Here is a 25,651-nt window from a genome sequence, read left to right on the forward strand (position 1 = left end):
CCGCCCGCCCTCCCGGCCCAGCTACGAGCGGTACCGGTACAGCGCGAACAGCAGGACCAGCGCGAGCGGGAGAACCGGAGCGGCGACTTCGAACGCCACGAGAAGGAACAGCGCCGCGGCGACCACGACGAACTCCAGCGCGATCAGGACGCTCACGACCTCGCGCTTGTCGGCCATCTCGTGGGACGGGTTTCCGCAGCGGAACGTCAAACTACCGAACCGTTCGGCGCTATCCAATCGTTCGACGCGACCGCACTACTCGATCCTCGCGTCCACGACCACGTGCCAGACGCCCTCGCTGTGGCTCTTGACTTTCCGGCGGTCCAGCACCTCGACCTCGCGGTCGCGCTCGTCTGCGGCTTCCCGGAGCCGTGACACCGGACGGTCCCAGAGCAGGTCCTCCGGCGTCGCCTCGTGGAGGTGAACCGTCCCGCCGGGCCGCAGCGCCGCGAGCGCCGCGTCGAGGTACTCGTGAGCTTCGTAGTAGCCCATCACCACGCGGTCGGCCTCGGGTTCGACCGCCACCTCGCGACAGTCCGCACGGAACGCCGAGACGCGCTCGGCCACGTCGTTGAGCATCGCGTTCTCGACGAGGTAGCGGAACGCCTCGGGGTTCCGCTCGGTCGCGGTCACCTCGGCTCCGGCCCTGGCCATCGGGAGGGTGAAGTAGCCGATTCCCGCGAACATGTCGAACACGCGCTCGCCCGGGCTCGCTATCTCTCCCATCCGGGCGCGCTCGGCCTTGTTTCCCGGCGAGAACATGACTTGTGCGAGGTCGAGCGCGTACCGGGTGCCGTGCTCGGCGTGGACCGTCTCGGTGTCGCCCTCGCCCGCGACGACAGACACCGAGGGTTCGCGGTGCTCGCCGGAGACGCCCTCGTTCGCCAGCACGGTGTCGGCCTCGCCGTGGAGGTCGAGCAGCGCCTCGCCGACTTCCGCCCGGTCGATTCCGTCCTCCCCGTCGCGGTCGGCTGCTTCGGCGTCAGGACCGTCCTCGAACGTGACGAGCACGACGCTGCCTATCACCGCCCACGAGGACGGCGCGCGCTCGATCTCGTCGTCCGACCAGCCCCGCTCGCGGAGGTGGGCAGCGAGATCCGGCAGCCGTCGCTCGGGAGCGACCTGCTCGACCACGTCGAGGACCGCCGTCTCTGCGGGGGGTTCCGTGACGGGAAGTTCGACGGTGTCGTCGTCGCGCTCGCGGACCGACCGGGCCACGTCGTAGACGCCTTCCTCGCGCAGGGCGGCGATGGTCGCCTCGCTCTCGGGCTTGCGGACGACCGCGGCGAGATCACTCCCCGTCATCCCTCCCCGTCGTCCTGCTCGGGCACCACGTGCAGGCCCGCGCGGCTCTTCAACACCGGCACGCTCTCTGCGTCGGGGTCCATGTAGTCCGGCCGAGCGACGGTCTTCGACCGGTACGTCTCGGGGTCGAGCACCTGCACCGCGCGCTCGTCCTCGACCGTCACGAGGGTGGTCTCCTCGGCGTCCTCGACGTGCCCGAGTCGCCGGGCGTCTGGGGCGTCGCCCTCCTCGAAACCGGCCTCGTAGTCCTCGCCGGTCGTGAGTCGCGTCCCCTTCAGGTTCCCGCGGACGCTTCGCACGAGGACGGGCCCGCCGTCGTCGCCGTGGAGGTCGATGATCTCGCCCGGCGAGTACGGCGGGAGCCGGACCGCGTACGTGACCCGGTACACCTCCTCGCCGTCCTCGTCCTCGGTCACGAGGGTCTCGGAGTCCGAGTAGCTGCCGCCGAACTCCTCGATTAGCTTCGCTGCAATCTTCTTGCCGATGTTGGTGGTCGAGACCTTGACGTTCACCCCGTCGTCGGTCCGGCTGATCTCGGTGACGAAGGCGTTGCGGTCGCCCGTCGCCTCCATGTCGGCGACGATCTCGTGGGCGATCTCCTCGGCGCGCTCGACCTCCTCGGTCGTGGGCGTGCGCTCGACCGCCCGGACCTGGACCGTGCTGGCGTAGTAGTCGCCAGCGATGCGGCCACACCGCAGGCAGGTCTCCCGGGAGATCTTGACGGGGACGACGACCTCCTCCTCGACGAACGTCTCGCGCACGAGACCGGAGAATCGACAGTGCATCCGGATGGTGTTCTGGTCGACCTGCTCGGGGTCGACCTGCCAACTCACGTCGCGAGCGTCGAGGTGGACGCCCAGCGCTTCGCTGACCGCCTCGATGGCGATGTCGGTGTAGTCGCGGGCGTCGACGTCCACCCAGCGGTTCCCGCGGTGGACCGCACCACAGCGCGAGCACACCCGGACCTCGATGCGGTCGGGCGCGTCCACGAGGTCGAACCGGTCGAAGTAACACGAGTCGCAGAGCTTCTGCTCCTTGCCGCGCTTGCCCGCTGCTTCCGGGAGCGACGGCCGCTCGGCGGGGTCGGCGTCGAGTGGGTCCCCGCAGTTCGGGCAGAACTGGCGGGTGTCGGTAGTCATGGAGGTGGGTAGGGGTTTGGAGGGTTTAAGTCTGAAGAAGCACGGAGCGCGCGTTTGCCGAAGAGCGAGCGCTATCTCGCCTTGACCGTGGCAAACGAGAGACTGAGTATCGCTACGACGAGGCTCAGTATGGCTATCACTGACCCACGGTATTCCACGAGGACTTCCAACACCGCTTTCAACGACTCCCATGCAACGCACGTGGCGGAACACTGGCCGACGACGAGAGTACCGAGTTCCCACTTCTCAGTGTAATTGTTGTTCGGGTCGAAATACTTCACTTGGACGGGGATCGAGTGTTCGTCCGCATCCGAACCCGGTTCTATCGTTATCGGAATCGCGAGGCGCTGTCGGGAGTCCAGCGTCTCCCACGACTGCCACATCTCGGTGTTGTTCTGCGGAATACTCGGCCGCTCACCGTCGACGCGCATCCCGCTCACGCCGTACGGCTCGAAGACTCGAACGAGGACGAAACAGTCGCGGTCCGCCTGGTTGTGAATCTGCACTGCAAGTGACGCCGATTCGTTCTGTAAAACCGTGCTGGGGTCCGGGATAATCTCGATGTCGTGACACGGTTGCTCGTCGTCTTGAACGCTGACGGAACTGCCCGAAGCTTCGAGGACTCCGACGACGAGGAGGACTCCAACGACGAGTGCCGTAGTCAGCACCACAGCGGTGGTTCACTTCATGCGTGTTGACCGGATCCCGACAGTTCTACAGACCACAACAGGACAAGTCCTTACTCTTTTTCTATTGTCTAGGACAGATTTAGATAAATGTAAACCCTAGTCCGAGAGATTACTAAGACATCAGTCGAGACAACGAGAGCCCAGAACGAGATTTCGGTGGCCCGTGGGAAGTTCTCCATGGCCGGGATTTCCGACGAACGGGACGAGACCGCTCGGGGCGAGACGACGCTCGCGAGCGTCGTCTCGCCCCGCGCGTCGGTCGACGACTGTGCTACCCGAACACCTCGCCGATGGCCGCGTCCAGCACGCTCACACCTTCCTGAATATCGTCCTCGTCGGCGGGGAGCGGCGGCGCGAGGATGATCTGGTCGTCCGGGCGGCCGGTCGCGACCAGCACGCCGTTCTCGGCCGCCAGTTCCACGACCTCGTCCACCGGGTTGTCGTCCTCGTCGGTGCCCCACGTGTCCACGAACGGCTCGCCCGTCTGGGGGTCGGCGAACACCACCGAGTGGAGGAATCCACGGCCGCGCACCTCACGGACCGCATAGTGGCGCTCGGCCAGTTCGCGGAGTTCGGACTCGAACGGCGGGGTGACCGCCCGGACGTTGTCGATGAGCCGCTCCTCGTAGACGTCCATGGCGGCCAGTCCCGCGGCGCAGGCGACCGGGTGGCCGGCGAACGTCTGGCCGATCTCGATGCCGTCCTCGCGCCGGCTCGACCCGATCGAGTCGCTGACCAGCACGCCCGCGAGGGGTGCGTACGAACTCGTGACGCCCTTCGCGAAGGTGATCAGGTCCGGGTCGACCGGCTCGGTCTGCATACCGAACCACTCGCCGCACCGGCCGAAGCCCGTGATGACCTCGTCGGCGATGAGCAGGATGTCGTACTCGTCGCACAGCTCCCGGACGCGCTCGAAGTAGCCCGGCGGTGCCGGAAACGCCCCGCTGCTGCCGGCGACGGGTTCGGTCATGATCGCGGCGACGGACTCGTGGCCCTCGTTCCGGATGACGAACTCGAGGTGGTCGGCCGCCTTTCGGGCCAGCTCCTCTGGCGTGTCGGCGTCGAACGCGCCCGGAACAGGCGGGAGGAACTTCCCCGAACCGGTGGTCTCGGCGTACCGTGCGACCGCGTTCCGGGTCCCGGGGTCGCCCGTGAGCGCTGCCGAGCCGTAGCTCCCGCCGTGGTAGGACTGCCAGCGCGTGAGCACCTTCGGGGCGTCCTGCTCAGCGCGGGCGAATCTGGCCGCCGCCTCGTTGGCCTCGCTCCCGGAGATGGAGAAGTACACGTCCGAGAGGTCGCCGGGCGCGACCTCGGCGATTCGCTCGGCGAGTTCCGTCCGGGTGTCGTTGTGCTTGCTCGAGGAGACGTACGGGATGCGCTGGGCCTGCTCGGTCATGGCCTCGATGATCGACTCCTCGCTGTGGCCCGCGTTGACACAGTATAGCTGGGAGGTGAAGTCGAAGTACTCGGCCCCCTCGTCGTCGTACACCCGGACGCCCTCGCCTCGCGTGATGGTCGGCACGTCGTCGCCGTCGTACCAGTGTGGTAGCGTGCTCCCCTGCACCGCTCCGTCTGAGTCGGTCATAGCTGAACCTCGGAGTGCCCCCTGTTAAGCCTTCCCGACCGAACAGCCGGAACTGACAGACTCCGCCGGGATTAAGAGTCAGATTACTGGAACGATACGGGACCACGCCTGACCGGACCTCGACCGTGTCAATCCGGACGAGTGCTCGAAGAACGTTTAAAAAGGGCGAACACATAGGGGCGCACATGAAATGGAAAGCAGACTGGGGGCTCAGAGGACGGATGGCCCTGACGATGTTCCTGCTGTTCGCGCTATACATCGTCTTCATCGGCATCCTCTCCCAGTACGCGAGTATCTTGGGGATAGTGTTGGTGATGGGTGCATTCTCGGTCGGCCAGTTCTTCTTCAGCGACAAGTTGACGCTGTGGAGCATGGGCGCGAAGGAGGTCAGCGAGAACGACTACCCGGAACTCCACCGGATGATCGGCAGGCTCTCCCAGCAGGCCGACCTGCCGAAGCCGAAGGTGGCCGTGGTCGACAGCCGCGTGCCCAACGCCTTCGCCACCGGGCGCTCGCAGGACAACGCCGCCGTCGCGGTGACGACCGGCCTCCTGCGGACGCTCGACAGCGAGGAACTCGAGGGCGTGCTCGCCCACGAACTCGCCCACGTCAAGAACCGCGACATGATGGTGATGACCATCGCGTCGTTCCTCTCGACCATCGCGTTCCTCGTGGTCCGGTGGGGTTGGATGTTCGGCGGCGGCGGGGACAACCGGAATCAGGCCCCCGTCTGGGTCGCCATCGTGGCGTCGCTGGTGGTCTGGGTCGTGAGCTTCCTGCTCATCCGGGCGCTCAGCCGCTACCGCGAGTTCGCCGCCGACCGCGGGGCTGCGTCCATCACGGGCAAGCCCGCGGCGCTGGCGTCGGCGCTGATGACCATCGACAGCGGGATGAGCAAGGTGCCCAAGGAGGACATCCGCCAGCAGTCGGAGATGAACGCCTTCTTCATCATCCCGATCAAGAGCGGCCTCATCAGCAAACTGTTCAGCACGCACCCGGAGACCGAGACCCGCATCGAGCGCCTGCGCGACCTCGAACGCGAGATGGAGTCGGCCTGACGGAAGCAAGGCGGGCGGCGTCTCGAACCGGCTCTTGGACTCCTTCCGTAACGAGACCCAGAAACCGACGACCGCAGAACCACCCCTTTTTGTTCGGGAGCGCGTAGTTCGGTCCATGGGACTGTTCGACGGACTTCGGCAGGTACTGGGCATCAAGGCCGAAGCCGACGCCACGACGAACGCCGACCCCGAGGACCTGTTCGGAATGAGCACGGCGTACATCACGATGGAGGCCGAGCTCGGCTACGAGGCGGTGGGCGAGGCGGCGCTCTGTTTCTCGGAGGTCGACAACACGGACTTCGCCGAGACCGTCGACGAGGTCCACGAGATACTGGAGGTCGGCGCGGAGGAGACCGGTACCGAAGCCGAGGGCCACACCGACGACTACGGCTACTCGTGGGTCGTGCTCCGCGACGACGACTTCGAGGACCTCGTCACGAGCCTCCACTTCGCAGCAGACACGCTCATCGAGCGCGGCTACGGCTCGCGGCTGCTCGCGGCTCTGTTTGCTTTCGAAAAGGACAATCAGTACGGCTACTGGGTGTACTCGTTCCGCCGGGGCGCGTACTACCCGCTCGTGCCGAAGGGGACCAACGACCGGGACTCCAGCGCGGAGTTCAAGCTGGAGAGCAATCTCGACGGCGAACTCTCCATCGAGGACGACAAGGAGTACTGGTACGCGCTGCTGCCGAGCAGAGCCGGCGATCATCCGTGGGAGTGAGCGCCGACTGACTTCCCCGGAAAGAACGACGCCGAATTTTCCCGTTTTAAACCTATCCCACCAACCGCTCCGCCCCGGTTGCCCGCCGGCATTTTCACTTTCACTTCCCTGTTAACGTGGGTTTATATGATGGGCCGCACAAGCGAAGCATACGATGGCAGCAAACGCAGACCTCGAAGAACTTCCGGGCGTCGGCCCGGCGACGGCAGAGAAGCTGATGGACGCAGGATTCGACTCCTACGAGGGCCTCGCGGTCGCGGCCCCCAGCGAGCTCTCTAACACCGCCGACGTCGGTGACTCGACCGCCGCGGACATCGTGCAGGCGGCGCGCGAAGCCGCCGACGTGGGCGGGTTCGAGACCGGCGCGACCGTGCTCGAACGCCGCGAGAAGATCGGGAAGCTCAAGTGGAAGATCGACGAGGTCGACGACCTGCTCGGCGGCGGCGTCGAAACTCAGTCGATCACGGAGGTGTACGGCGAGTTCGGTGCCGGGAAGTCCCAGGTCACCCACCAGCTCGTAGTCAACGTCCAGCTCCCGCGCGAACACGGCGGGCTCGGCGGGAGCGCGATGTTCATCGACAGCGAGGACACGTTCCGACCCGAGCGTATCGACGACATGGTCCGAGGGCTGCCCGACGAGGCCATCCAGGCCGCGATGGACGACCGCGAGATCGAAGGGTCGCCCGGCGACGACGAGGCGATGGAAGCGCTGGTCGAGGACTTCCTCGACAGAATCCATGTCGCCAAGGCGTTCAACTCCAACCACCAGATGCTGCTGGCCGAGAAGGCCGAGGAACTCGCCAACGAGACGCAGGACGACGAATACCCGATCCGACTGCTCTGCGTCGACTCGCTGACGGCTCACTTCCGCGCTGAGTACGTCGGCCGTGGCGAACTCGCCGAGCGCCAGCAGAAGCTCAACAAGCACCTTCACGACCTCGACAAGGTCGGCAACCTCCACAACACCGCTGTCGTGGTGACCAACCAGGTCGCGTCGAACCCCGACTCCTTCTTCGGCGACCCGACCCAGCCCATCGGGGGGAACATCCTCGGCCACAAGTCGACGTTCCGCATCTACCTCCGGAAGTCGAAGGGCGAGAAGCGCATCGTCCGGCTCGTCGACGCGCCCAACCTCGCCGACGGCGAGGCCGTGATGCGCGTCGAGAACGACGGCCTGAAGCCCGAGTAATCGCTCGATAAGGACTGACGCTGGCGGACTGCGGCCCGTTCGCCTTTACCCCGCGAAACCGTCCGTTCCGAGGCATGAAGGCGCGGACCGGGTTCGCCGCGATTCTGGTCGGGACGCTCGCGGTGCTTTCCGTACTCGTCGTCGAACCGTTCCTCGAATACCTCCTCGTGGCGATGCTGCTGGCGTTCGTGCTCCGACCCGCCCAGCGACGGCTCGCGCCGGAGATCGGGGAGCGGGTGTCTGCGGTCGCGCTCGTCTCGCTCACGGTGTTGCTCGTCGTCGGTCCCATGGGGCTGTTTGTAGAGGTCGCGCTCGACCGGGTGAGCGACTTCCCGACCTCGGTGGACGAGCTTCCGGCGGTCGGGTCGGTCCAACAGTTCGTCGAGCGCACCCTCGGCGTCCAGCTCGGCTCGCGGTTCGAACAGCTACTCGAAGCCGGCGTCTCGACCGTGACCGAGCAGAGCTCCGCGTTCGCCAGCGCCAGCGTCCACTTCTCGCTCGGTATCCTCCTGTTCCTGTTCCTGCTGTACTACCTGCTCAAGGACGCCGACCGCCTCGTCGCGTGGGCCCGGGGCGTGACGCCGCTCCCGCAGGCGGTGCAGGACGAACTGTACGCCGAGGCCGAGGAGGCGACGTGGGCGGTGCTGAAGGGCCACGTGTTCGTCGCGTCGCTGCAGGGGTTGGTCTCCGGCCTCGGTCTGTTCGCGCTCGGGGTTCCGAACGCCGGGCTCTGGACGGTCGTGATGATGTTCCTCGCGATGATACCCATCGTCGGCGTCGCGCCGGTCATGGGTGGGGCGACCATCTATCTCGTGGTCGAGGGCCGCCTCGTCGCGGCCGTCCTGCTGGTCGTCTACGGGATGACCGCAGTCGCGGTCACCGACGACTACCTCCGAGCGCTGGTCATCGACAAGGAGTCGTCGCTCCACTCGGGCGTCGTCCTGCTCGGCGTGTTCGGGGCAATCTACTTCTTCGGCGCGATCGGCATCTTCGTCGGCCCCATCATTCTCGCGCTGTTCAAGGCGACGGTCGAGGTGTTCTCGGCGTACTACGACCTCGCGTAGCTTCTGCCCGTTCCGGAAATTCGAACCCTCACTGATTCGCGGTCGTCGATTCACATCCTCATCAGACCACCCGGCGCGCGCTGTGCGGTCTCTCGTGTGCCTCGGCAGTAGCTAGCGTAGATTCGTCTCTATCAGACTCCGTGGACAGCCAGAACGCAGTTACTCCGTCCCCGTCGAAGTTCACAACTCCCGCAATTCCGCGCCGATCTCGTCGAGCGCGTCGTCGGCCGCCGCGACCGAATCGCTCGTGCTCAGGAATCCGTGGGGCTGGTCCGGATGGTGGTCGTGGCGAACCGCCACGCCCGCCGACTCCAGTCGCTCGGCGTACGCGATTCCCTCGTCGCGCAGCGGGTCGTGCCCGCAGGTCAGCACCGTCGCGGGCGCAACTCCCGAGAGGTCCCGCGCGCGGAGCACCGAGGCGTAGGGGTTCGCGCCGTCGACCGCGCTCCGGAGGTAGTGGTCCCAGAACCACGCCATGTCGGCCTTCGTCAGGAGCGGGCCGTCACCGTTCTCGCGGTAGGAGTCCGTGTCGAAGGCGTGGTCCGTGACGGGGTAGAACAGGAACTGGCGCTCCGGCGCAGGGACGGTCCCCTCGTCTCGCGCCCGGAGCGCGGTCACGGCAGCGAGGTTCCCGCCCGCGCTGGTGCCGCCGACCGCGAGCCGGTCGGGGTCCCCGCCGAACACCGCGGCGTTGTCGGCGGTCCACCGGAGCGCGGCGACGGCGTCCTCGACCGCGGCGGGGAAGGGGTGTTCGGGCGCGAGCCGGTAGTCCACCGAGACGACCACGCACTTCCCGCGCCGGGCGAGTCGGCGACAGGCTCCGTCGATGGAGTCGAGCGTGCCGAGCACCCACCCGCCGCCGTGGTAGTAGACGAGAACCGGACGCGCCGAGTCATCGTTTGGGGGGTCGGCGTTTGCGGGGTTGAAGCCGTGGCGGTAGACTCGTATCGGAATTTCGCTCTCCGGGCCGGACTCGCTCTCCGGGGCGGTCTCACTACCGGGACCCGGAATCGCGAGGTCGCGCACGAAGTCGACGTCCGGCGGGTCCTCGGCGGAGAAGACCTCGTCCTCGACGCGGCGCGCGGACGCGACCGACAGCGCCGACCACTCGGGGACACCTTCGGCCTCGATCTCCTCGATCACCGCGGCGGCCTCGGGGTCGAGTTCGGTTTGCAGGGGTCGGGTCACGAGTCGGTGGTTGGTCCCCGAATGAGAAAGTAGTGTTCCTGTTCTCGCTGTTGTCTCCGGTCGTACGGCAGGTTGAGATCACTGCGAGACGCCGATCGAGTTTGGTCGAGGGCAACACGGGAATGATGACGACGTGAAGCTAGCTACTCCTTGAACCTTGGAGTGCCGCGACCGCACAGCAACCGCACCGCGCCCCGTGCCTCCCCGCCGTGCCTGCGCGGGCGAAGCGCGGGCGAAGCGCGCGCAGGCACGGCGCACCCCGTGGACTGGTGAGCAGAGCGCGGCGGTGGACTGCTGAACGGAGCGTCGCGGACTGGATTAGGCACAGAGCGCGACTTGGGGCTTGTGACAAGTCAGGAAACGACACCCGGAGTCCAAACTACTAACCCGACTCCGGCGCTCGATTCGCGCATGGACGGAGACGAGGAGTTCGAACGCGGCCGCGAGTACGCAACTCGGCGCGACGAGGCCGACCCGCTCGCGAATCTCGCCGACCGGTTCTACGACCCCGAGGACGAGTGGTACGTCGACGGCAACTCTCTCGGTCTCCTCTCGGAGGACGCCGAGGACGCGCTCGACTCGGCGGTCGAGGAGTGGCGCGACCTCGCCATCCGCGGGTGGACCGACGCCGACCCGCAGTGGTTCCACTACGGCGAGCGGTTGGGCGACAGGCTGGCCCCGCTCGTCGGCGCGGACGAGTCCGAAGTCGTCGTCGCCAACTCGACGACGGTGAACATCCACACGCTCGTCGGGACGTTCTACGACCGCGCGAGGCGGGCTGACGGGGACTCCTCGGAGCGGACCAAGATCATCGTCGACGACCTCGACTTCCCGACCGACCACTACGCCATCCGCGCCCAGTTGCGCCAGCGCGGCGTCGACCCCGACGAGGCGCTGACCGTGGTCGAGAGCCGCGACGGCCGGACCATCGCAGAGGAGGACGTTATCGCCGCGATGGACGAGGACACCGCCATCGCCTTTCTCCCGTCGGTGCTCTACCGGAGCGGGCAACTGCTCGACCTCGAACGCATCACCGAGGCCGCCCACGAGAAGGGGATCCTCGCGGGGTTCGATCTCGCCCACTCGGTCGGCGTGGTGCCCCACGACCTCTCGGACATCGGCGCGGACTTCGCGGTCTGGTGCAGCTACAAGTACCTCAACGCGGGCCCCGGGTCCATCGCGGGCCTGTACGTCAATTCAGACCACTTCGGCAAGACGCCCGCGCTCGCGGGCTGGTGGGGCCACGAGAAGGAGACCCAGTTCGACATGAACCCGACGTACACCCCGGCCGCCGACGCCGGGGCCTACCAGATCGGGACGATTCCGATCCTCTCGGCCGCGCCGCTGGCTGGCTCGCTCGACGTCTTCGAGGACGCCGCCGCAGCGAGCGACGGACGGCTCCGGGCCGGCGTCGAGGCGGTCCGCGAGAAGTCCCTTTCGCTCACCGGGTACCTCGCCTTCCTCGTGGACGAGCGCCTGCCCGACTGCGAGGTCGGCACGCCCCGAGACGCCGAGCGCCGGGGCGGCCACGTCGCGGTCGAGCATCCGGAGGCCTACCGCGTCTGCGAGGCGCTGAAGGAGCGCGGCGTCGTCGCGGACTTCCGCCCGCCGAACGTGATCCGGATCTGCCCCTCACCGCTGTACACCGGCTTCGAGGACGTCTGGGAGGTGGTCGAGCAGTTGACGCAGGTGGTCGACGATGCGGAGTACGAGAACTTCGCGGAGCGCGGCGGCGGGGTCACCTAGACGAGAATCTGCACCACTGTGAACAGTACCAGCACGCCGAGCACGTCACAGACGTTCGTCACGACCGGAATCACCACGTCGTCGGGATCGAGTTCGTACCGATACGCCGCGTAGGTCGCGACCAGCGTCACCGCGACGGCGACCACCGCGAGTGCCGCGCCGCTCGCCAGCGCCACCGCGACGACCGTGAGCAGTGGGAGCTGTACGGTCCCGAGCGCGAGCGAGAGGGTCCACGCGCCCGCGCCGACCGCCGGGAAGATTGTGAGCGCCAGCGCCATCGTCGCCACCGCGTTGCCCGCGAGTTGGTCGTCCGCAGGGTCGAACGACAGCGTCCCGAGGTGGAACGCGGTCGAGAGTCGCGCGGCGAGCACGCTCCCGAGGTTGCCCGCCGTGCCGATGGTCACCGGCACCAGCGTCAGCAGCGAGGGGTAGGCCAGCAGGGTGGCCTCGAACGATCCCAGCACCAGCCCGCTCCCGATCTCGACCACCGTGAGCGCGAGCAGGATGGGCAGGGTCGCCCGCGTGATGGCCCGGACGCGCCATTCGGTCTGCACTCAAATCCCCCCCAGCGCGAGCACGATTCTGGTCGCGAGCAGGAGGAAGGCGATGCCGAACACGTCGCCGGTCGTCGTCACCAGCGGGCCGACCAGTGTGTCGGGGTTGTACCCCCGGCGGAAGCCGACGAACACCACCGAGACGACCGCGACGGTCAGCGCCACGCCGGAGAACACCCCGGCGAGTAGCGCGATGGCGAGCAGCGTCGGCAGGGGCGCGACGGGGTCGCCGAGCGTCGTGAGCGTCAGAAACGCGACGACCGACGCAAAGAGACTCGCCAGAATCCCGTTCGCGAGCGCCGCCGTCACGGCCGCCAGGACCCGGTCGTCCACCGCTGACGCCAGCCCATCGTCCATCGCGAACGCGGGTTCGACCAGCCCCTGATGGAGCCCGGTCGAGAGCCGCGCGCCGAGCGAGCCGTAGACGTTCCCCCGGGTCGCCAGGAGCGCGGGCACGAGGACGAGCAGGCCGGGGACGGCCCGCAGCTCCGCGCGCATCCCGCCGAGGACGACTCCCGCGAACAGGCCCCCGACCGTGCTCGCGGCCATCGCTGGGAGCGCCTCGCGGTAGGCCTGCGCGGCGACCTCGAAGACGGACATCTACGCACACGTCTCGGCCCCGAGCTAAAAAAGCGGGTGTGTCGACGGTTCGCAGTCGCCCCGTCGACGGTTCGACTACCGGGAGAGCCTGCGAGACGCTGGCTGTGTCAGGAAAACAACGGAGAACCGTCCTCAGTCACCGAACGGCCCCATCCCGCCCATCCCACCGCCGCCGCCACCGCCGCCCTGATTCTGCATCTTCTTCATCATGCGCTCCATGTTACCCTGCCCCATCCCCTGGAACTGCTTGAGGGTCTGGGACATCATCTTGTGCTGTTCGAGGAGTTCGCGCACGCGCTCTTCGTCCTGACCGCTTCCGCGCGCGATGCGCTCGACTTGACTCGCGCCGATGGCGCGGGGGTTCTCGAGTTCCGCGTCGGTCATCGAGTCCATGATGACCTCGAACGAGCGCATCCGGTCCTGGGTCACGTCCATCGCATCGTCCGGGAGTTCGTCCATCAGGCCGCCGCCCATGCCGGGGATCATGTCCATCACCTGGTCGAGCGGCCCCATGTTGTTCATCGCCTGCATCTGTTTGCGCATGTCGTTGAGGGTGAACTCCCCCTTCAGCATATCCTCGGGGTCCCAGTCGTCGTCTTCGGTCCCGGTCTCCTCCATCGCGCGCTCGACGCGCTCGGTGAGCTGCTTCAGGTCGCCCATGCCGAGCAGGCGCGAGATGAACCCCGAGGGCTCGAAGCGCTCGACGTCCTGGACCGTCTCGCCGGTGCCGAGGAACGCGATGGAGGAGTCGGTCTCGTTGACCGCGGTTAGCGCGCCGCCCCCTTTCGCGGTCCCGTCGAGCTTCGTGACGACGACACCCTCGATGCCGATGGAGTCGTCGAACTGGCGGGCCTGCTCCTTCGCGCCCTGACCGATCGCGGCGTCGAGCACGAGCAGGTTCCGGTCGGGGTCGACCGCGCGCTCGATCTCCTCGATCTCGGCGATGAGGTCGTCCTCCAGCGCGTGTCGCCCCGCCGTGTCCACGATGTGAACGTCGGCGTCGCTGGTGGCTTCGAGGCCGTCGCGGGCGATCTGGACGGGGTCGTCGGCGTCCGGGTCGCCGTAGAAGTCCACCTCGGCGCGCTCGGCCATCTCCTTGGCCTGATCGTACGCGCCGGGCCGGAAGGTGTCGGTCTGGACCACGGCGGGCCTGAGTCCCTTCTTCGAGAACCACCACGCCATCTTGGCCGCGGTGGTGGTCTTCCCTGACCCCTGTAGCCCGGCGAGCAGGATCGTCTGCTCTTCGAGCGGGATGTCGGTGCTGTCGCCCACGAGGTCGACCATCTCCTCGTAGACGATGCTGAGCACGTGGTCCCGGGCCGAGGTCCCGCCGGGCGGCTCCTCCTCCAGCGCGCGCTCCTTGATGGAGTCCGAGAGGTCCATCACGAGACTGACCTCGACGTCGGACTGCAGCAGCGACCGCTGGATCTCCTTGACGATTTCCTCCACGTCCTCCTCGGTCACGCGGGTCTGCCCGCTGAGTTTGCCGAGGGAGTCGCGGAGGGAGCTTCCCAGGTCGTCGAGTACCATCGTTATCGTAGGGTAGACTGCGTGGGCGTTAAAGGCTTTTTCTACGGACGGTGTGCGAACTCGCTGGTCATTCACTCCGCTCTCGTCCGTCTTTCGCTCTGCTTCCGTTCGTCGCTCACCACGTGACCCGCTGCACGTTCCGTCGCCGGATGGCCAACAAAGCTATAACTCACCCATCGGAATCCCCACCCGCAGCGGTTCAATGCATGGCACGAGATTTAAGAAAGGCACGCGACAGCTCGGTCGGAACGGACGGCGATCCCGCGGACACCGGCGGTGACTCTCGGGGGCCGACGACCGTCGACCTCGCCAGCGAACTGGCCGCAGACGCGTACAACATCGTGGTCGCGCTCGCGATCCTCACGGCGTCGTACTGGCTCGCGTTCCGCGACCTCCCAGTCGAACTGTTCACGCTCGGGCTGGTGACGCTGGGACTCGTCGCGCTGAACGTCGCGGTGGCGCTCCGATACCGGGCCACTTGAAAATGGAAGCCGACCAACTCGAAAGACGCCACCCGAAAAACGAAGACTACTCCTCGTCGCCGAGCAGCCGCCCGACCAGTTCTTCCGGTTCGAACTTCTCGACGTCGTCGTAACCCTGTCCAACGCCGAGGAAGAGGATGGGCTTGCCCGTCACGTGGGCGATGGAGATTGCCGCGCCGCCCTGCGAGTCGGCGTCGGCCTTGGTGAGGACGGCACCGTCGATCTCGGCGGCCTCGTTGAACTGCTTGGCGCGCTGGACCGCGTCCTGTCCGGCCACGGCCTCGTCGACGAACAGGGTCATGTCCGGACCGACGACGCGGCCGATCTTCTCCAGTTGGTCCATCAGCCCCTCGTTGGTGTGGAGCCGACCCGCGGTGTCGCCCAGCACCACGTCTACGTCGTGGGAGTCGGCGTACTCCACGGCGTCGTAGATGACCGCCGCGGGGTCGCCGCCCTGCTCGTGGGAGATGAGCTTCGTGTCGAGGTTGTCGGCGTGCTCCTGGATCTGCTCGTTCGCGCCGGCCCGATAGGTGTCGCCGTTCGCCATCACGGTCGAGTAGCCCCGGTCTTTGAGGTACTTCGAGAGCTTCGCGATGGTGGTGGTCTTGCCGACGCCGTTGACGCCCGTGAAGATGATGGTGACGGGCTTGTCGGCCTCGGCGATGCGCTGGTCGAAGTCGAACTGGCCGACGGAGATGACCTTCAACAGCGAGTCGGCGAGCGCCTGCTCGACCACGTCGGCGGTCTCGCTACTGAACGACCGGGTCGCGCCCACGAGGTCCTCGCGGATGTTGTCGAGGATCTCCTGAGCGACGTTCATCTCCACGTCGCTCTCCAGTAGCGCCATCTCGAGTTCCCAGAGCGGGTCTTCGAGGTCCTGCTCCTCGATGACGATCTCGCCCTTCGCGAACGACTTGGCCTTCGCCGCGAATCCGCCGCCCGACGAGGCGGTCGAGTCCGCGGCGTCGTCCGACGCCGCGGACTCGGCCGCCTCCGCGTCGGCCGCGTCCGAAGCGTTCGCCTCGGTTTCAGGTTCGGCCTCGGCTTCGGCCGCGGCTTCCGCTTCCGCTTCAGCCTCGGCTTCGGCCTTCTCCTCGGTCGTCTCCTCGACGTCCTTCCGGAAACTCCCGAGTTTATCCTTCAGGCTGTCGAACATCTCGGATTACTGGTCCTCGTCGTTCCCCTCACCCTGCATCTGCTGCATCTGCTGTTGCATCTGCTGTTGCTGGAGCTGCTGGGCCTTCTGCTCCAGTTCGTCGCTCTCGGCTTCCACGTCGCTCACTTCGTCTTCGAGGTCCGAGATGCGCTCGTCGATGGTGTCCTGCTTGTTCTCCAGCGTCTCGACCGCGTCGTCCTCCTCGCGCTCGGCCGCGTAGCCGCCGCCGAGTTCCACGACGACCTCGTCGAGGTCCTGGACCTCCGCGTGGACGTGCGCGCCGCCGCCGAGGGGGACCTGCACGGTCGAGCCGGTGTCGAGCGCGTCGAGCGTCCGGATGGCCTCGTCGATCTCGGTCTTCTCCTCGCGGAGCTCTTCGATCTCGGCTTCGAGCTCCTCTTTGGCCTCTTCGAGCTCCTGTAGCTGCTGGGACAGCTCCTGTAGTTCGGGGTTACCGCCACCACCGCCCATCATTGTGCTTCGACCTCCTCGACATCGACCTGGGTCCGCTTCAGGCCGTACCGGCCGCCGAAGTTGGCGTAGGCGTGTTCGCGCGCCACGTTCTCGTTCTCTGCTTCGAGTTCCGTCTCGAACTCCTGCCAGCCGTCTCGCGCCTGAAACTGGCCACGTACAGTAAACTCACTCATGACCAAATCTGGGACGTGCGCAGGGAAGAATCTTCCTACTCGGGGACGACAGCGAGCGGTCCGAGTCCGGTACCGCGAACGGATAGCGTCACTCGATGTAGCCGAGCGCCTGATCGATCCGACCGAGCTCCGGCCCGGTCGTCTCCTGTCCGACGACGTAGCCGTACTCGGTGGCCAGCAGGCCCGATCCGACCAGCGGCGCGCCGTAGTTGACGGTGCCGATGTCGGCGGGCACGCCCAGCACGTCTTCGAGCCGGTCGAGCTGGTCGTCGGTCGCCTTCGGGTGACAGAGCACGCCGTCGTTCGTGGCGACCGCGGCGGTGCCGACCGTGCGAACGTCGGCGAGTTCGCCGCGCTCGACGGGCACGTCGAGCGCGCGCTCGACCGCCTGCACGGCGTCGCGGGGCAGGTCGGGGTGGACGTACGCGCCGCTGTCGTTAGCGAGGACGACGTTCCCGGCGGCGTTGATCTTGCCGGGGAGTTCGGTCACGGTCGCGCCCGTGGCGTCGGCGATGCGGTCGCGCTCGCGGTCGGTGACCCGGTTGCTGACCAGCAGGCCGTTCTCGTTGTCGACCGCGAGCGCGCCGACGGTCGAGGAGCCCCCGACCGTGGTCTCGACGGGATCGACGCCGAGTTCGTCGCTCACGTCGGCAACGATGTCGTCGTCGAGGTCCGGCCGGACCAGCAGGTACTCGTCGGTGGCGCGAGCGAACACACCGACGTACGACGAGCCGAGAAAGGCGGCGCGGAGCAAAGCTCTACTCTGCGTGTTCCGCTTCGACGATGGTCTCGCCCTCTTCCTCGAAGCGGGCGGCGCGGACGCGAAGCTTGCTCGGGGGCTTCTTGCGGCCCTGCGACCAGACCTCCTCGTTGATCGAGGGGTCGAGGCGGACCTCGCTCTCGTCGACCTTGAAGTGCTTGGCGAGGTGCCCGCGGACCAGCGTCATCGCCTTGTCGGCGCGCTCGTGCTTCGGCGCTGCTCTGACGTCCCGGAGCGGTACGGTGACGACCCGCTCCTCGAAGTCGTTGGCGCTCATTATTCGTCGGTGTCCTGTCGCCGCCAGTTACGGCGCTTGGGGTTCTGCATCACGTCGCGGTCGGTCTTCATGATGACCCACGCGGGGACGCGGCTGTTCTGGCGGTCGAGCTTGGACAGGCGCTTTTTCTTCGATTTGGACTTCTTACTCATGGTACCACGTTGTTCCCCGCCGTCGCTTAAAATCGTGTTGCTTTGGCCCTCCGGCGGTCGATGGGGGTTCGCGCTACAGTTCGAACGGTTCGCCGCCTCACAGCTCGAACGATTCGACGGTCGAGTAGTCGGGACCCGCCTCTGTCAGGACGCTCTCGGTCAGTCGGACCTCGGTCACCTCGGCCGTGCCGACGGTCGGGTCCCGCTCCTCGACGGTGTCCTGCACCAGCTCCTTGCCGCCCGCGTGGTCCATACGCGCGAGGGTGACGTGCGGGGTGAACTCGTGCTCCTCGGAATCGAAGCCGAGCCGAGTCACCTCGCGCTCGATGGCCTCGTGGAGGCTGGTCAGCTCCTCGCCGCCGTCGCTCACGCCGAGCCAGAGCACCTTGATGTAGCTGATGTCGGGGAAGACGCCCAGCCCCTCGAAAGTGGCCTCGAAGGGCTCGACCCCAGCGTCGGAAACCGCCCGCCGGACAGCGTTCTTCACCCGGGGGAGCTCGCCCTGGTTCACGTCGCCGAGGAACTTGAGCGTGACGTGGGCTTGCTCTGGGTCGGTGAAGTCGAGCCCCGGCGCGTCCGCGAAGTGGTCCTGGACCTGCTCGATTTGGGCCGCGAACTCGTCGGGGAGATCGACGCTGACGAAGAGTCTCATTCGTTCGGGGATTTGGTCGCACGCGGGCTTGAAGGTGGGTGGTCGGCCGAGCAGGCAGAGTTGGAGGCGTCGCCGAAAAATCGGCTCCGCTCTCGAACCGCTATGACGTAGCCCTTAACACCGCTGAATCCCAATCACGTGCTACATGACCGACCCGCAGGACGACGACCACGAGTTCTCCGAGGGCGAGGGCTTCGGCGACCCGTACGAGGAGTTCGACCTCGACCCGCCGGAACTCGACGTGGACCCCGAGAAGGTCGACCCGGTGGACTCCCGAGTCGTCACCGACCTGCTCGACGACCAGCAGTTGTCCGACGACGAGGTGGACGTCGAGCAGTTGATCGACGTGGGGCTGAACTACATGGCTATCAACCGATACGAACAGGCTGCCGACACGTTCGAGCGCGCGGCCCGGTACGCCGCCGACGGGAGCGACCTCGAACAGGAGGCGTGGACCAACAAGGGCGCGGCCCACGCCGAACTCGACGAGTGGGACGCCGCCATCGGCGCGTACCGCGAGGCCATCAACGTCGACGAGATCGGTGAAGCCCGGAGCGAGTCGAGCGCGAGCGACGAGCGCGCGCAGGCCAGCGAGCACGCCGCGACCGCCCACACGAATCTGGCGTACGCGCTCTGGGAGTCCGGCCGGAGCGAGCAGGCGCTCGAACACGCCGAGCGCGCGGTCGAGATCGACGAGCGGTTCGCCGAGGCGTGGTTCAACCGGGGGTTCTTCCTACTCGAACGCGGCCTCGCCGAGGACGCGCTGAACAGCCTCGAGAACGCTATCCGGCTCGGGATGCGCAACTCGCAGGTGCTCGACGAGAAGGCCCGCGCGCTCGAGGAACTCGGCGAGTACGACGAGGCCGAGGAGGTCGCCGAGGAGGCCGAAGAGCTCCGCCAAGAGGCCGAGGAGGAACTCATCCAGCGCGAGCAGGAGACCCGCGAGCGAGAGGGCAGATGACCCGCGAGGAGCGCGACCGATGACCCGCAAGGAGCGCGACCGATGATACTCACCGAGCGCGACACCGACGAGGGGCTGCTCGTGGCGGTCTGTGACGACGACGTACTCGGCGAGACGTTCGAGGACGACGGCGTCTCGCTCACCGTGACCGAGGAGTTCTACGGCGGCGAGTCGGTCGACGAGGAGACCGTCGTGGCCAGTCTGGCCCGCGCGTCGGTCGCCAACATCGTCGGCACCGAGGCGGTCGAACTCGCCATCGAGGAGGGGTTCGTCGACGAGGAGTGCGTCCTCGACGTGGCGTCGACCCGTCACGCGCAGTACCTCCGGATGTGAGTTCAGCCGGCCCCGCCGGGACTGTGAGTTCGGTCCGTTCCGTCGGAACCGTCGGTCCCGAGAGGAGTTGTGGACCCGGGACGCGGATGGTATTTTGCTGCCACGGGAGAACTCCCCCGGACTGTCACGGTGGCGAGTACCGCTCGAATCGACTGACGGCGTTCCGGTAGAGCAGAACCGAGACGAGGACGCCGCCGAGCAGTACTGCCCCGCCACCCACGACTCGCAACTGGTCGAGACCGATTCCCTGCACGCTCTCGCCGACGCCACGGAACGCCTCGGCGACCCCGACCAGCGCCCCACCGTTCGAGCCAACGAGTAGTTCCAACAGTATCGCGGGAACGAATCCGAACAGTCCGGCGAGGACCGCGCGCGCACCGCCTGGGGCGACGACGAGTGCGGCCAGCAACGCCCCTGGCAGGACAGTCAGTGCGGCGTGGACCGCGACCGCGAGGAGTCGCGGTGGAAGTACGTTCCGACTCTGGCCCACGCTGATGGCGCTGAACCGCGGCAGCGCCATCCCGATGGCGGGCGTGATCGCGACCGCGACGCACGTCAGGTACGCGCCGAGACCGACCAGTCCCGCTACCTCGGCGGGCGGGTACAGAGAGAGTCCCCCGACGACACCGGTTACGACCGCGACCACTGGTGTCCCGAAGAGCAGGCCGGGAACCATCAGCCCGCGGACGTACTGCGTTCCCGAGACGGCCGTGAGCGTCACGGGCAGTACTGCACCCTCGTCTCCGAGTGGGTTGAGAGCGAACAGCGACCCGGCGAGCCACGGCAGCACGACGGCACTGACGGGCGCGAGAAGCGCGAACGGCGCGCCGGACTGAAGCCCGGTGCTGACGAGCGGGCTTCCGACTGCGAACACGGGTATCAGGAGGAACGTCAATCGGTTCGGATCCCGCCGCGTCCGCAGGATCACCCACTCCGCGACGCGTCGGGCCGGCGCCGGAACGAACCCGGGCACGGCCAGCGGCTTCACTGCGGCAGCGAGCGCGTCGTTCCGAATTCGTGTCGGGTAATCCTCGCTCTCGGACTGGCCTCCCACCTGTCCTACACGGTCTCGGACTGCACCTCCCGACTCGACGCTCACGGGGTCCGTAAACCAGAGCGCGACGGTCTCGCGTTCGACGAGAGCACCGCCAGCGAGCAGGAGCACGCCACTCACGACGAGGACGCCGACTGCCCGCAGCGACGACGCCATCAGCCCCGTTCCGAGAGTCCCGAGATCGGCGAACCATCCGACCGGGAGCCACGCGAGCGACGTCTGACTCACCCCGCCGATTTCGGGGAAGAAGAAGAGGAAGTACCCACCCATCACGAGGAGCGAGGCGAGCGAGCCCAGCACCGTCTTGTGCCGAGCGACGAACCGGGAGGTCGCGACGACCCACGCCACCGCGTAGCCCAACCCCGACCCCGCGACGACTGCTGTCGCCGTGAAGAGCACCGCAGCCGCCGGAATCAGGACGAGACTGGCGAGCGAACCGAAGAGGAAGACGCCGACCCCCGTCAGGACGAGGACCGGCAGACCCACGTAGGCGAGGACGCGCAGTATCTCCGCGAGAAGCAGTCCGCCGGCGGTCGTCCGCGCCGAGACGGTCGTCAACACGAGCGGTTCGGCCTCGATGCGCGTTCGCGCCGAGACGACGCGCTGGCCGACGAGGAACACCGCGAACAGCCAGAAGAGCGCGACCGTTCCTCGGATCTGGCTTACCGGGAGCGATTCGACGCCGCGTATCGCGTCGGCGAACACGACGGCGAAGGCGGTCACCATCAGCGACGGGATCGCTACGCCGAGCGCCGTGAGTCCGAATCGGGCTTTGTCCCGCCAGATCGCTCGCACGGACCGTCGGAACTCGAAGACGCCGATGCTGAGAGCGTGGCGCGCCCACCCCGGTTCAGCCATCGCTCGCCTCCGCGTCTGGCGCGGACTCCGTCCCCGTCAACTCGAGGAACACGTCTTCGAGGGTCTGGGTCTCGCCCGTTTCGGCGCGTTGCGTGAGGACGTGAGGGGCGTCCTCGGCGACGAGACGACCCTCGTAGAGGATACCGACCGCGTCAGCAACCTCCTCGACGACGGGGAGGATGTGCGTCGAGAGTAGCACGGTCGTCCCCGCGTCGGCGAGGTCGAGGATCATCTCCCGGATCGTCCGGGCCGCTCGCGGGTCGAGGCCGGACGTGGGTTCGTCGAGGAAGACGACGTCGGGCTCGTGCAGGACGGCCTGAACGTAGGCGACCTTCTGGCGCATCCCCTTCGAGTAGTCGGCGATCCGCGTCCCGGCGTCCTCCGTGAGGCCGAGGTCGTCGAGGAGCGCGTCGATCCGCGCCCGCGTGGGTTCGGCCGGCAGGTCGCGCAGGCCCGCGACGTACTCGAGCTGTTCGTAGGCGGTCGCCTGTTCGTACAGCGGCGGTTCCTCGGGGAGGTAGCCGATGTGTGGACGGAGGGCGTCGCGATCCGTGATGGCGACGCCAGCCACGGAACCGGTTCCGCTGGTGGGACGAGTGAGCCCGGTGAGCATTCGCATCGTCGTCGTCTTCCCCGCACCGTTCGGGCCGAGGAACCCGTAGACGACCCCCTCGGAGATAGAGAGGTCCAGACCGTCCACTGCGAGCGTCTCACCGTACCGTTTCGTCAGTCCGGTTGTATCTATTGCGGTCATCCCCAGTTATTATAGATATCTGATGAATCTAACGCCCCTTTAGTATTTCGATCAAAAGGAGGAGTTCCGTCGTCCGGTTTCAGGGTGCCGGTGTGTTTCTCACGGCAGGGACGGTACTCCCGGTGGGCGGTCGAGTCGGCGGGACCGGTCAGTCGTCGTTGCGGGCGGTTACCGTCGTCCGCCGTCGCGCAACGAAATCGGTTCCAGTTACGGCTCTCCGCCGCGACCGAAGGAATGTTCTTTCTCGAAACCGTATCTCTACGCAATGGGACTTCAGCAATCCGACGCTCTCGACGTCGAGCGGGTACGCGAGGACTTCCCCATCCTCCAGCGGGAGTTCGACGGCGAGCGGCTCGTCTACCTCGACAACGGCGCGACGACCCAGACGCCCGACCCGGTCGTCGACGCTATCGCGGACTACTACCGGACGTCGAATGCGAACGTCCACCGCGGCATCCACCAGTTGAGTCAGGAAGCCTCCATCGCCTACGAGGAGGCCCACGACACGGTGGCGGAGTTCGTCGGCGCGGACGGCCGCGAGGAGATGGTGTTCACCAAGAACACCACCGAGGCAGAGAATCTGGTGGCGTACGCGTGGGGACTGCGCGAACTCGGGCCGGGCGACGAGATCGTCCTGAGCCAGATGGAACACCACGCCTCGCTGGTGACGTGGCAGCAGATCGGCGAGCGGACCGGCGCGGACGTGAAGTACATCCCGGTCACCGACGAGGGGTACCTCGACATGGACGCCGCGGCGGAGCTGATCACCGACGACACCGAGATGGTCAGCGTGCTCCACGTCTCGAACACGCTCGGGACCGTCAACCCGGTCGCCGACCTCGCGGACCTCGCTCACGACCACGACGCCTACATCTTCGTGGACGGCGCGCAGGCGGTCCCGAACCAGCCGGTGGACGTGAAGGAGATCGACGCCGACTTCTACGCCTTCTCGGGCCACAAGATGCTCGGGCCGACCGGCATCGGCGGCCTCTACGGCAAGGCCGACCTCCTCGACGAGATGGAGCCGTTCCAGTACGGCGGCGGCATGATCCGGAAGGTCACCTTCGAGGAGACCACGTGGCACGACGTGCCGTGGAAGTTCGAGGCCGGGACGCCCGTCATCGCGCAGGGCGTCGGCCTCGCCGCGGCGGTCGAGTACCTCGAAGATCTGGGCATGGAGAATATTCGCCGCCACGAGGAGCGTCTCGCGGGCTACGCGCTCGACCGGATGAGCGAGTTCGACGACATCGAGATCTACGGTCCGACGAGGGCCGAGGACCGCGGCGGCCTCGTCTCGTTCAACCTCGACGAGGTCCACGCTCACGACCTCACGTCCATCCTGAACGACCATGCGGTCGCCATCCGCGCGGGCGACCACTGCACCCAGCCGCTCCACGACGAACTCGGCGTGGCGGCGTCCGCGCGGGCGTCGTTCTACGTGTACAACACGACCGACGAGATCGACGCGCTGCTGGAGGGCGTCGATTCTGCTCGGGAACTGTTCGCGTAACCCCGACGCTTTTTCCGAACCGTCTTCGTCCCCGGTAGTATGCGAGACGAGGTCCGCGAGCGCGCCAGCAGCTACTTCGAGGGAACGTCACCCGCCCACGACTGGCATCACGTCCAGCGCGTCGCCCGATTGGCCGAGACGCTCGTCGAGGAGCGTGAAGCGAGCGATGCAGAAACCCTCGACGAAGACGTCCTGTTCGCGGCGGTCTGGCTCCACGACGTCGGTCGCTCGAAGGAGGACCGCGGCGAGATCGAGGATCACGCCGAGTGGGGCGCGACCGAGGCGGGTCGAATCCTGTCGGACCTCGGTGCGGACGAGGCGACCGTCGAGGCGGTCCAGCACTGTGTTCGGGCCCACCGCTACTCGAACGACGTCGAGCCCGAGACGCTGGAGGCAAAACTCCTCTCGGACGCGGACAACCTCGACGCGCTCGGCGCGGTCGGTATCGCCCGGTGTTTCGCCTACGGTGGCGAGCTCGGGCAACCGTTGCACGACCCCGACCTCCCGCCGGCCGAGGACGACGCGCCGGGCGGCGCGACCCAGTTCAACCACTTCCACGAGAAGATCCTCTCGCTTCCCGACCGGACGTACACCGACGCGGGCCGGGAGATGGCCGAGGAGCGCCGCGAGTACGTCGTCTCCTTCCTCGACCGGTTCGAGCGCGAGGTCGCGGGCGAGATGTGATATGCGAGGCGGTTCCGTCACATCGCTCGCACATGGTCAACTGGACTATCGCGTCCGTGATGGGCGTCCACACGCTCATGGCGGTGCTCTGGACCGGCGGCTACCTCGTCACCGGGATGCTCGTCGTCCCGGCGGCCGAGCGCAACGACGCGACCGAGTTCGCGCTCGACGTGCTCGACTCGCTCAAGTGGTTCGCGTTCGGCGGCATCGTCGTGATGGGGGCCTCGGGCGGCGCGGCGCTGTGGTACCTCTACGAGAACGACCTGCCGGAGGGCACGCGCGGCACGGCCCTCATCGCGATGATGACTCTCTACGGCGTGTTCGCGCTGACGAGCCTCTGGGCGTGGCGCGAGACGAAGGGCGCTCGCGAGGCGGGCATCAGCGAACTCCCGACCCGGCTGAAGATGGCGTTCCGGACGAACGCGCTGGTCGCCACCCTGCTCGTCCTGAACGCGGCGATCATCGGCTACGTGGTCTGAGGCGGCGAAACCGCGCCTGCGCAATCCTTTTACGCCATACTCGCCTACGTTCTGCTAATATGAGCATGGGCTCGGACATGTATCGCCAGCAGATCCTCGACCACTACAAGAACCCCCGCAACTGCGGGGAGATCGAGGAGCCGACCTACACTCACGCTGGCGAGAACCCGATGTGTGGCGACGAGATCCGGATCGACGTGGAACTCGACGACGACGAGGAGGTCATCGAGCGCGTCGCGTTCCGCGGCGACGGCTGCGCCATCAGTCAGGCCAGCGCGAGCATGCTGACCGGCAAGCTTCAAGGCATGACCGTCGTGGAGATGCAGGAACTCGACCGCGACGACGTGGTCGACATGCTCGGGGTGGACATCAGCCCGATGCGGATCAAGTGCGCGGTGCTCGCCGAGAAGGTGGTCCAAGACGGCGCGAAGATCTACGAGGGCGAGGCAGACCTCGACAAGACGACGACCGAAGACGACGAGTAGGGTTTTCTCGATTCCGGCGTTCGACACTGCCTCGAATAC

The 25,651-nt window shown here is 67.0% G+C and carries 30 protein-coding genes; 12 read left to right on the top strand and 18 right to left on the bottom strand.

Features of this window, described 5'->3' with window-relative positions; translation table 11 throughout:
* Positions 1-21 precede the first annotated feature (21 nt).
* The 5 genes from DPQ64_RS19340 to DPQ64_RS15865 all read right to left on the bottom strand — a co-directional run bounded on the left by DPQ64_RS19340 (position 22) and on the right by DPQ64_RS15865 (position 4,718).
* Positions 22-177, bottom strand: coding sequence for a hypothetical protein (locus DPQ64_RS19340; RefSeq protein ID WP_198662163.1), 156 nt, complete (start codon positions 175-177; stop codon positions 22-24).
* A 78-nt stretch (positions 178-255) separates the two neighbouring features.
* Positions 256-1,305, bottom strand: a complete 1,050-nt coding sequence (locus DPQ64_RS15850) for a class I SAM-dependent methyltransferase (protein WP_115865288.1) — start codon at positions 1,303-1,305, stop codon at positions 256-258.
* Positions 1,302-2,444: a 60S ribosomal export protein NMD3 gene (locus DPQ64_RS15855; RefSeq protein ID WP_115865289.1), complete on the bottom strand. Its 1,143-nt coding sequence runs from the start codon at positions 2,442-2,444 to the stop codon at positions 1,302-1,304. Before DPQ64_RS15855 ends, DPQ64_RS15850 begins: the two co-directional genes overlap by 4 nt.
* A 71-nt stretch (positions 2,445-2,515) precedes the next feature.
* Complete coding sequence (locus DPQ64_RS15860) at positions 2,516-3,112, bottom strand: hypothetical protein (RefSeq protein WP_115865290.1); 597 nt, start codon at positions 3,110-3,112, stop codon at positions 2,516-2,518.
* Between the two features lie 292 nt (positions 3,113-3,404).
* Positions 3,405-4,718, bottom strand: coding sequence for an aminotransferase family protein (locus DPQ64_RS15865; protein WP_115865291.1), 1,314 nt, complete (start codon positions 4,716-4,718; stop codon positions 3,405-3,407).
* 185 nt (positions 4,719-4,903) lie between these two features.
* Here DPQ64_RS15865 and htpX point away from each other — a divergent pair, with 185 nt between their 5' ends.
* The 4 genes from htpX to DPQ64_RS15885 all read left to right on the top strand — a co-directional run bounded on the left by htpX (position 4,904) and on the right by DPQ64_RS15885 (position 8,750).
* Positions 4,904-5,776 carry a zinc metalloprotease HtpX gene (gene htpX, locus DPQ64_RS15870; protein ID WP_115865292.1) on the top strand — a complete coding sequence of 291 codons (873 nt, stop codon included), beginning with the start codon at positions 4,904-4,906 and terminating at the stop codon, positions 5,774-5,776.
* 115 nt (positions 5,777-5,891) lie between these two features.
* On the top strand, positions 5,892-6,497 hold the full coding sequence (gene pspAB, locus DPQ64_RS15875; protein ID WP_115865293.1) for a PspA-associated protein PspAB: 606 nt from the start codon (positions 5,892-5,894) through the stop codon (positions 6,495-6,497).
* Positions 6,498-6,651: 154 nt separating this feature from the next.
* Positions 6,652-7,686, top strand: coding sequence for a DNA repair and recombination protein RadA (gene radA, locus DPQ64_RS15880; RefSeq protein WP_115865294.1), 1,035 nt, complete (start codon positions 6,652-6,654; stop codon positions 7,684-7,686).
* Positions 7,687-7,760: 74 nt separating this feature from the next.
* The gene (locus DPQ64_RS15885) at positions 7,761-8,750 is read left to right on the top strand and encodes an AI-2E family transporter (protein WP_115865295.1); all 990 of its coding nucleotides are present in this window, start codon (positions 7,761-7,763) and stop codon (positions 8,748-8,750) included.
* 180 nt (positions 8,751-8,930) lie between these two features.
* Here the strand turns inward: DPQ64_RS15885 and DPQ64_RS15890 are convergent, their stop codons facing one another.
* Positions 8,931-9,938 (bottom strand): alpha/beta hydrolase, encoded by a 1,008-nt coding sequence (locus tag DPQ64_RS15890; RefSeq protein WP_232820606.1) that lies wholly within the window; start codon positions 9,936-9,938, stop codon positions 8,931-8,933.
* 411 nt (positions 9,939-10,349) lie between these two features.
* On the opposite strand from DPQ64_RS15890, the gene kynU reads away from it, so the two are divergent.
* Complete coding sequence (gene kynU / locus DPQ64_RS15895; protein WP_115865296.1) at positions 10,350-11,684, top strand: kynureninase; 1,335 nt, start codon at positions 10,350-10,352, stop codon at positions 11,682-11,684.
* On the opposite strand, the gene DPQ64_RS15900 is transcribed toward kynU, so the two are convergent.
* The 3 genes from DPQ64_RS15900 to DPQ64_RS15910 form a co-directional block, all read right to left on the bottom strand.
* Positions 11,681-12,238 (bottom strand): magnesium transporter, encoded by a 558-nt coding sequence (locus DPQ64_RS15900; protein WP_115865297.1) that lies wholly within the window; start codon positions 12,236-12,238, stop codon positions 11,681-11,683. The genes kynU and DPQ64_RS15900 overlap by 4 nt on opposite strands.
* Positions 12,239-12,838, bottom strand: coding sequence for a magnesium transporter (locus tag DPQ64_RS15905; RefSeq protein ID WP_115865298.1), 600 nt, complete (start codon positions 12,836-12,838; stop codon positions 12,239-12,241). It abuts the gene before it with no gap.
* 132 nt (positions 12,839-12,970) lie between these two features.
* Positions 12,971-14,368, bottom strand: a complete 1,398-nt coding sequence (locus DPQ64_RS15910; protein ID WP_115865299.1) for a signal recognition particle protein Srp54 — start codon at positions 14,366-14,368, stop codon at positions 12,971-12,973.
* Between the two features lie 206 nt (positions 14,369-14,574).
* On the opposite strand from DPQ64_RS15910, the gene DPQ64_RS15915 reads away from it, so the two are divergent.
* Positions 14,575-14,850 carry a hypothetical protein gene (locus DPQ64_RS15915; protein ID WP_115865300.1) on the top strand — a complete coding sequence of 92 codons (276 nt, stop codon included), beginning with the start codon at positions 14,575-14,577 and terminating at the stop codon, positions 14,848-14,850.
* Between the two features lie 46 nt (positions 14,851-14,896).
* Here DPQ64_RS15915 and ftsY read toward each other — a convergent pair whose 3' ends face one another.
* The 7 genes from ftsY to thpR all read right to left on the bottom strand — a co-directional run bounded on the left by ftsY (position 14,897) and on the right by thpR (position 18,494).
* Positions 14,897-16,006, bottom strand: coding sequence for a signal recognition particle-docking protein FtsY (gene ftsY, locus DPQ64_RS15920; protein WP_198662164.1), 1,110 nt, complete (start codon positions 16,004-16,006; stop codon positions 14,897-14,899).
* A gap of 6 nt (positions 16,007-16,012) precedes the next feature.
* Positions 16,013-16,480, bottom strand: coding sequence for a prefoldin subunit alpha (gene pfdA, locus DPQ64_RS19345; protein ID WP_198662165.1), 468 nt, complete (start codon positions 16,478-16,480; stop codon positions 16,013-16,015).
* Complete coding sequence (gene rpl18a / locus DPQ64_RS15925; RefSeq protein ID WP_115865301.1) at positions 16,477-16,653, bottom strand: 50S ribosomal protein L18Ae; 177 nt, start codon at positions 16,651-16,653, stop codon at positions 16,477-16,479. The genes pfdA and rpl18a overlap by 4 nt, the downstream gene beginning before the upstream one ends.
* Positions 16,654-16,741: 88 nt before the next feature.
* The gene (locus tag DPQ64_RS15930; protein ID WP_115865302.1) at positions 16,742-17,407 is read right to left on the bottom strand and encodes a translation initiation factor IF-6; all 666 of its coding nucleotides are present in this window, start codon (positions 17,405-17,407) and stop codon (positions 16,742-16,744) included.
* A 4-nt stretch (positions 17,408-17,411) separates the two neighbouring features.
* Complete coding sequence (locus tag DPQ64_RS15935; protein WP_115865303.1) at positions 17,412-17,690, bottom strand: 50S ribosomal protein L31e; 279 nt, start codon at positions 17,688-17,690, stop codon at positions 17,412-17,414.
* The gene (locus tag DPQ64_RS15940; RefSeq protein WP_115865304.1) at positions 17,690-17,842 is read right to left on the bottom strand and encodes a 50S ribosomal protein L39e; all 153 of its coding nucleotides are present in this window, start codon (positions 17,840-17,842) and stop codon (positions 17,690-17,692) included. Before DPQ64_RS15940 ends, DPQ64_RS15935 begins: the two co-directional genes overlap by 1 nt.
* Before the next feature lie 97 nt (positions 17,843-17,939).
* Positions 17,940-18,494: an RNA 2',3'-cyclic phosphodiesterase gene (gene thpR / locus DPQ64_RS15945; protein ID WP_115865305.1), complete on the bottom strand. Its 555-nt coding sequence runs from the start codon at positions 18,492-18,494 to the stop codon at positions 17,940-17,942.
* Positions 18,495-18,639: 145 nt separating this feature from the next.
* On the opposite strand from thpR, the gene DPQ64_RS15950 reads away from it, so the two are divergent.
* Positions 18,640-19,455, top strand: coding sequence for a tetratricopeptide repeat protein (locus DPQ64_RS15950; RefSeq protein ID WP_115865306.1), 816 nt, complete (start codon positions 18,640-18,642; stop codon positions 19,453-19,455).
* A gap of 42 nt (positions 19,456-19,497) precedes the next feature.
* Positions 19,498-19,788 (top strand): DUF424 domain-containing protein, encoded by a 291-nt coding sequence (locus DPQ64_RS15955; protein WP_115865307.1) that lies wholly within the window; start codon positions 19,498-19,500, stop codon positions 19,786-19,788.
* 124 nt (positions 19,789-19,912) lie between these two features.
* On the opposite strand, the gene DPQ64_RS15960 is transcribed toward DPQ64_RS15955, so the two are convergent.
* Together DPQ64_RS15960 and DPQ64_RS15965 are read right to left on the bottom strand one after the other, a co-directional pair.
* Positions 19,913-21,700 (bottom strand): hypothetical protein, encoded by a 1,788-nt coding sequence (locus DPQ64_RS15960; protein WP_115865308.1) that lies wholly within the window; start codon positions 21,698-21,700, stop codon positions 19,913-19,915.
* Positions 21,693-22,454: an ABC transporter ATP-binding protein gene (locus DPQ64_RS15965; RefSeq protein ID WP_115865309.1), complete on the bottom strand. Its 762-nt coding sequence runs from the start codon at positions 22,452-22,454 to the stop codon at positions 21,693-21,695. The genes DPQ64_RS15960 and DPQ64_RS15965 overlap by 8 nt, the downstream gene beginning before the upstream one ends.
* A gap of 265 nt (positions 22,455-22,719) precedes the next feature.
* Between DPQ64_RS15965 and DPQ64_RS15970 the strand changes: the two genes are divergently transcribed.
* Genes DPQ64_RS15970 through sufU form a run of 4 tightly spaced genes read left to right on the top strand, consistent with a single transcriptional unit; the run spans position 22,720 to position 25,612 of the window.
* Complete coding sequence (locus DPQ64_RS15970) at positions 22,720-23,964, top strand: aminotransferase class V-fold PLP-dependent enzyme (RefSeq protein WP_115865310.1); 1,245 nt, start codon at positions 22,720-22,722, stop codon at positions 23,962-23,964.
* A gap of 39 nt (positions 23,965-24,003) precedes the next feature.
* Positions 24,004-24,648: an HD domain-containing protein gene (locus DPQ64_RS15975; protein WP_115865311.1), complete on the top strand. Its 645-nt coding sequence runs from the start codon at positions 24,004-24,006 to the stop codon at positions 24,646-24,648.
* 32 nt (positions 24,649-24,680) lie between these two features.
* Positions 24,681-25,127, top strand: a complete 447-nt coding sequence (locus tag DPQ64_RS15980) for a hypothetical protein (protein ID WP_115865312.1) — start codon at positions 24,681-24,683, stop codon at positions 25,125-25,127.
* A 59-nt stretch (positions 25,128-25,186) separates the two neighbouring features.
* Positions 25,187-25,612: a Fe-S cluster assembly sulfur transfer protein SufU gene (gene sufU, locus DPQ64_RS15985; RefSeq protein WP_115865313.1), complete on the top strand. Its 426-nt coding sequence runs from the start codon at positions 25,187-25,189 to the stop codon at positions 25,610-25,612.
* Positions 25,613-25,651 lie beyond the last annotated feature (39 nt).

Source organism: Halorussus litoreus, assembly GCF_003382685.1.
Taxonomy (GTDB): domain Archaea; phylum Halobacteriota; class Halobacteria; order Halobacteriales; family Haladaptataceae; genus Halorussus; species Halorussus litoreus.

Bases quoted from the DNA above. Each gene is read 5' to 3' on its own strand.
- DPQ64_RS19340 (WP_198662163.1), bottom strand. From the start codon at position 177: ATGGCCGACAAGCGCGAGGTCGTGAGCGTCCTGATCGCGCTGGAGTTC.
- DPQ64_RS15850 (WP_115865288.1), bottom strand. From the start codon at position 1,305: ATGACGGGGAGTGATCTCGCCGCGGTCGTCCGCAAGCCCGAGAGCGAG.
- DPQ64_RS15855 (WP_115865289.1), bottom strand. From the start codon at position 2,444: ATGACTACCGACACCCGCCAGTTCTGCCCGAACTGCGGGGACCCACTC.
- DPQ64_RS15865 (WP_115865291.1), bottom strand. From the start codon at position 4,718: ATGACCGACTCAGACGGAGCGGTGCAGGGGAGCACGCTACCACACTGG.
- htpX (WP_115865292.1), top strand. From the start codon at position 4,904: ATGAAATGGAAAGCAGACTGGGGGCTCAGAGGACGGATGGCCCTGACG.
- pspAB (WP_115865293.1), top strand. From the start codon at position 5,892: ATGGGACTGTTCGACGGACTTCGGCAGGTACTGGGCATCAAGGCCGAA.
- radA (WP_115865294.1), top strand. From the start codon at position 6,652: ATGGCAGCAAACGCAGACCTCGAAGAACTTCCGGGCGTCGGCCCGGCG.
- DPQ64_RS15885 (WP_115865295.1), top strand. From the start codon at position 7,761: ATGAAGGCGCGGACCGGGTTCGCCGCGATTCTGGTCGGGACGCTCGCG.
- kynU (WP_115865296.1), top strand. From the start codon at position 10,350: ATGGACGGAGACGAGGAGTTCGAACGCGGCCGCGAGTACGCAACTCGG.
- DPQ64_RS15905 (WP_115865298.1), bottom strand. From the start codon at position 12,838: ATGTCCGTCTTCGAGGTCGCCGCGCAGGCCTACCGCGAGGCGCTCCCA.
- DPQ64_RS15910 (WP_115865299.1), bottom strand. From the start codon at position 14,368: ATGGTACTCGACGACCTGGGAAGCTCCCTCCGCGACTCCCTCGGCAAA.
- DPQ64_RS15915 (WP_115865300.1), top strand. From the start codon at position 14,575: ATGGCACGAGATTTAAGAAAGGCACGCGACAGCTCGGTCGGAACGGAC.
- ftsY (WP_198662164.1), bottom strand. From the start codon at position 16,006: ATGTTCGACAGCCTGAAGGATAAACTCGGGAGTTTCCGGAAGGACGTC.
- pfdA (WP_198662165.1), bottom strand. From the start codon at position 16,480: ATGATGGGCGGTGGTGGCGGTAACCCCGAACTACAGGAGCTGTCCCAG.
- rpl18a (WP_115865301.1), bottom strand. From the start codon at position 16,653: ATGAGTGAGTTTACTGTACGTGGCCAGTTTCAGGCGCGAGACGGCTGG.
- DPQ64_RS15935 (WP_115865303.1), bottom strand. From the start codon at position 17,690: ATGAGCGCCAACGACTTCGAGGAGCGGGTCGTCACCGTACCGCTCCGG.
- DPQ64_RS15940 (WP_115865304.1), bottom strand. From the start codon at position 17,842: ATGAGTAAGAAGTCCAAATCGAAGAAAAAGCGCCTGTCCAAGCTCGAC.
- thpR (WP_115865305.1), bottom strand. From the start codon at position 18,494: ATGAGACTCTTCGTCAGCGTCGATCTCCCCGACGAGTTCGCGGCCCAA.
- DPQ64_RS15950 (WP_115865306.1), top strand. From the start codon at position 18,640: ATGACCGACCCGCAGGACGACGACCACGAGTTCTCCGAGGGCGAGGGC.
- DPQ64_RS15955 (WP_115865307.1), top strand. From the start codon at position 19,498: ATGATACTCACCGAGCGCGACACCGACGAGGGGCTGCTCGTGGCGGTC.
- DPQ64_RS15960 (WP_115865308.1), bottom strand. From the start codon at position 21,700: ATGGCTGAACCGGGGTGGGCGCGCCACGCTCTCAGCATCGGCGTCTTC.
- DPQ64_RS15965 (WP_115865309.1), bottom strand. From the start codon at position 22,454: ATGACCGCAATAGATACAACCGGACTGACGAAACGGTACGGTGAGACG.
- DPQ64_RS15970 (WP_115865310.1), top strand. From the start codon at position 22,720: ATGGGACTTCAGCAATCCGACGCTCTCGACGTCGAGCGGGTACGCGAG.
- DPQ64_RS15975 (WP_115865311.1), top strand. From the start codon at position 24,004: ATGCGAGACGAGGTCCGCGAGCGCGCCAGCAGCTACTTCGAGGGAACG.
- DPQ64_RS15980 (WP_115865312.1), top strand. From the start codon at position 24,681: ATGGTCAACTGGACTATCGCGTCCGTGATGGGCGTCCACACGCTCATG.
- sufU (WP_115865313.1), top strand. From the start codon at position 25,187: ATGAGCATGGGCTCGGACATGTATCGCCAGCAGATCCTCGACCACTAC.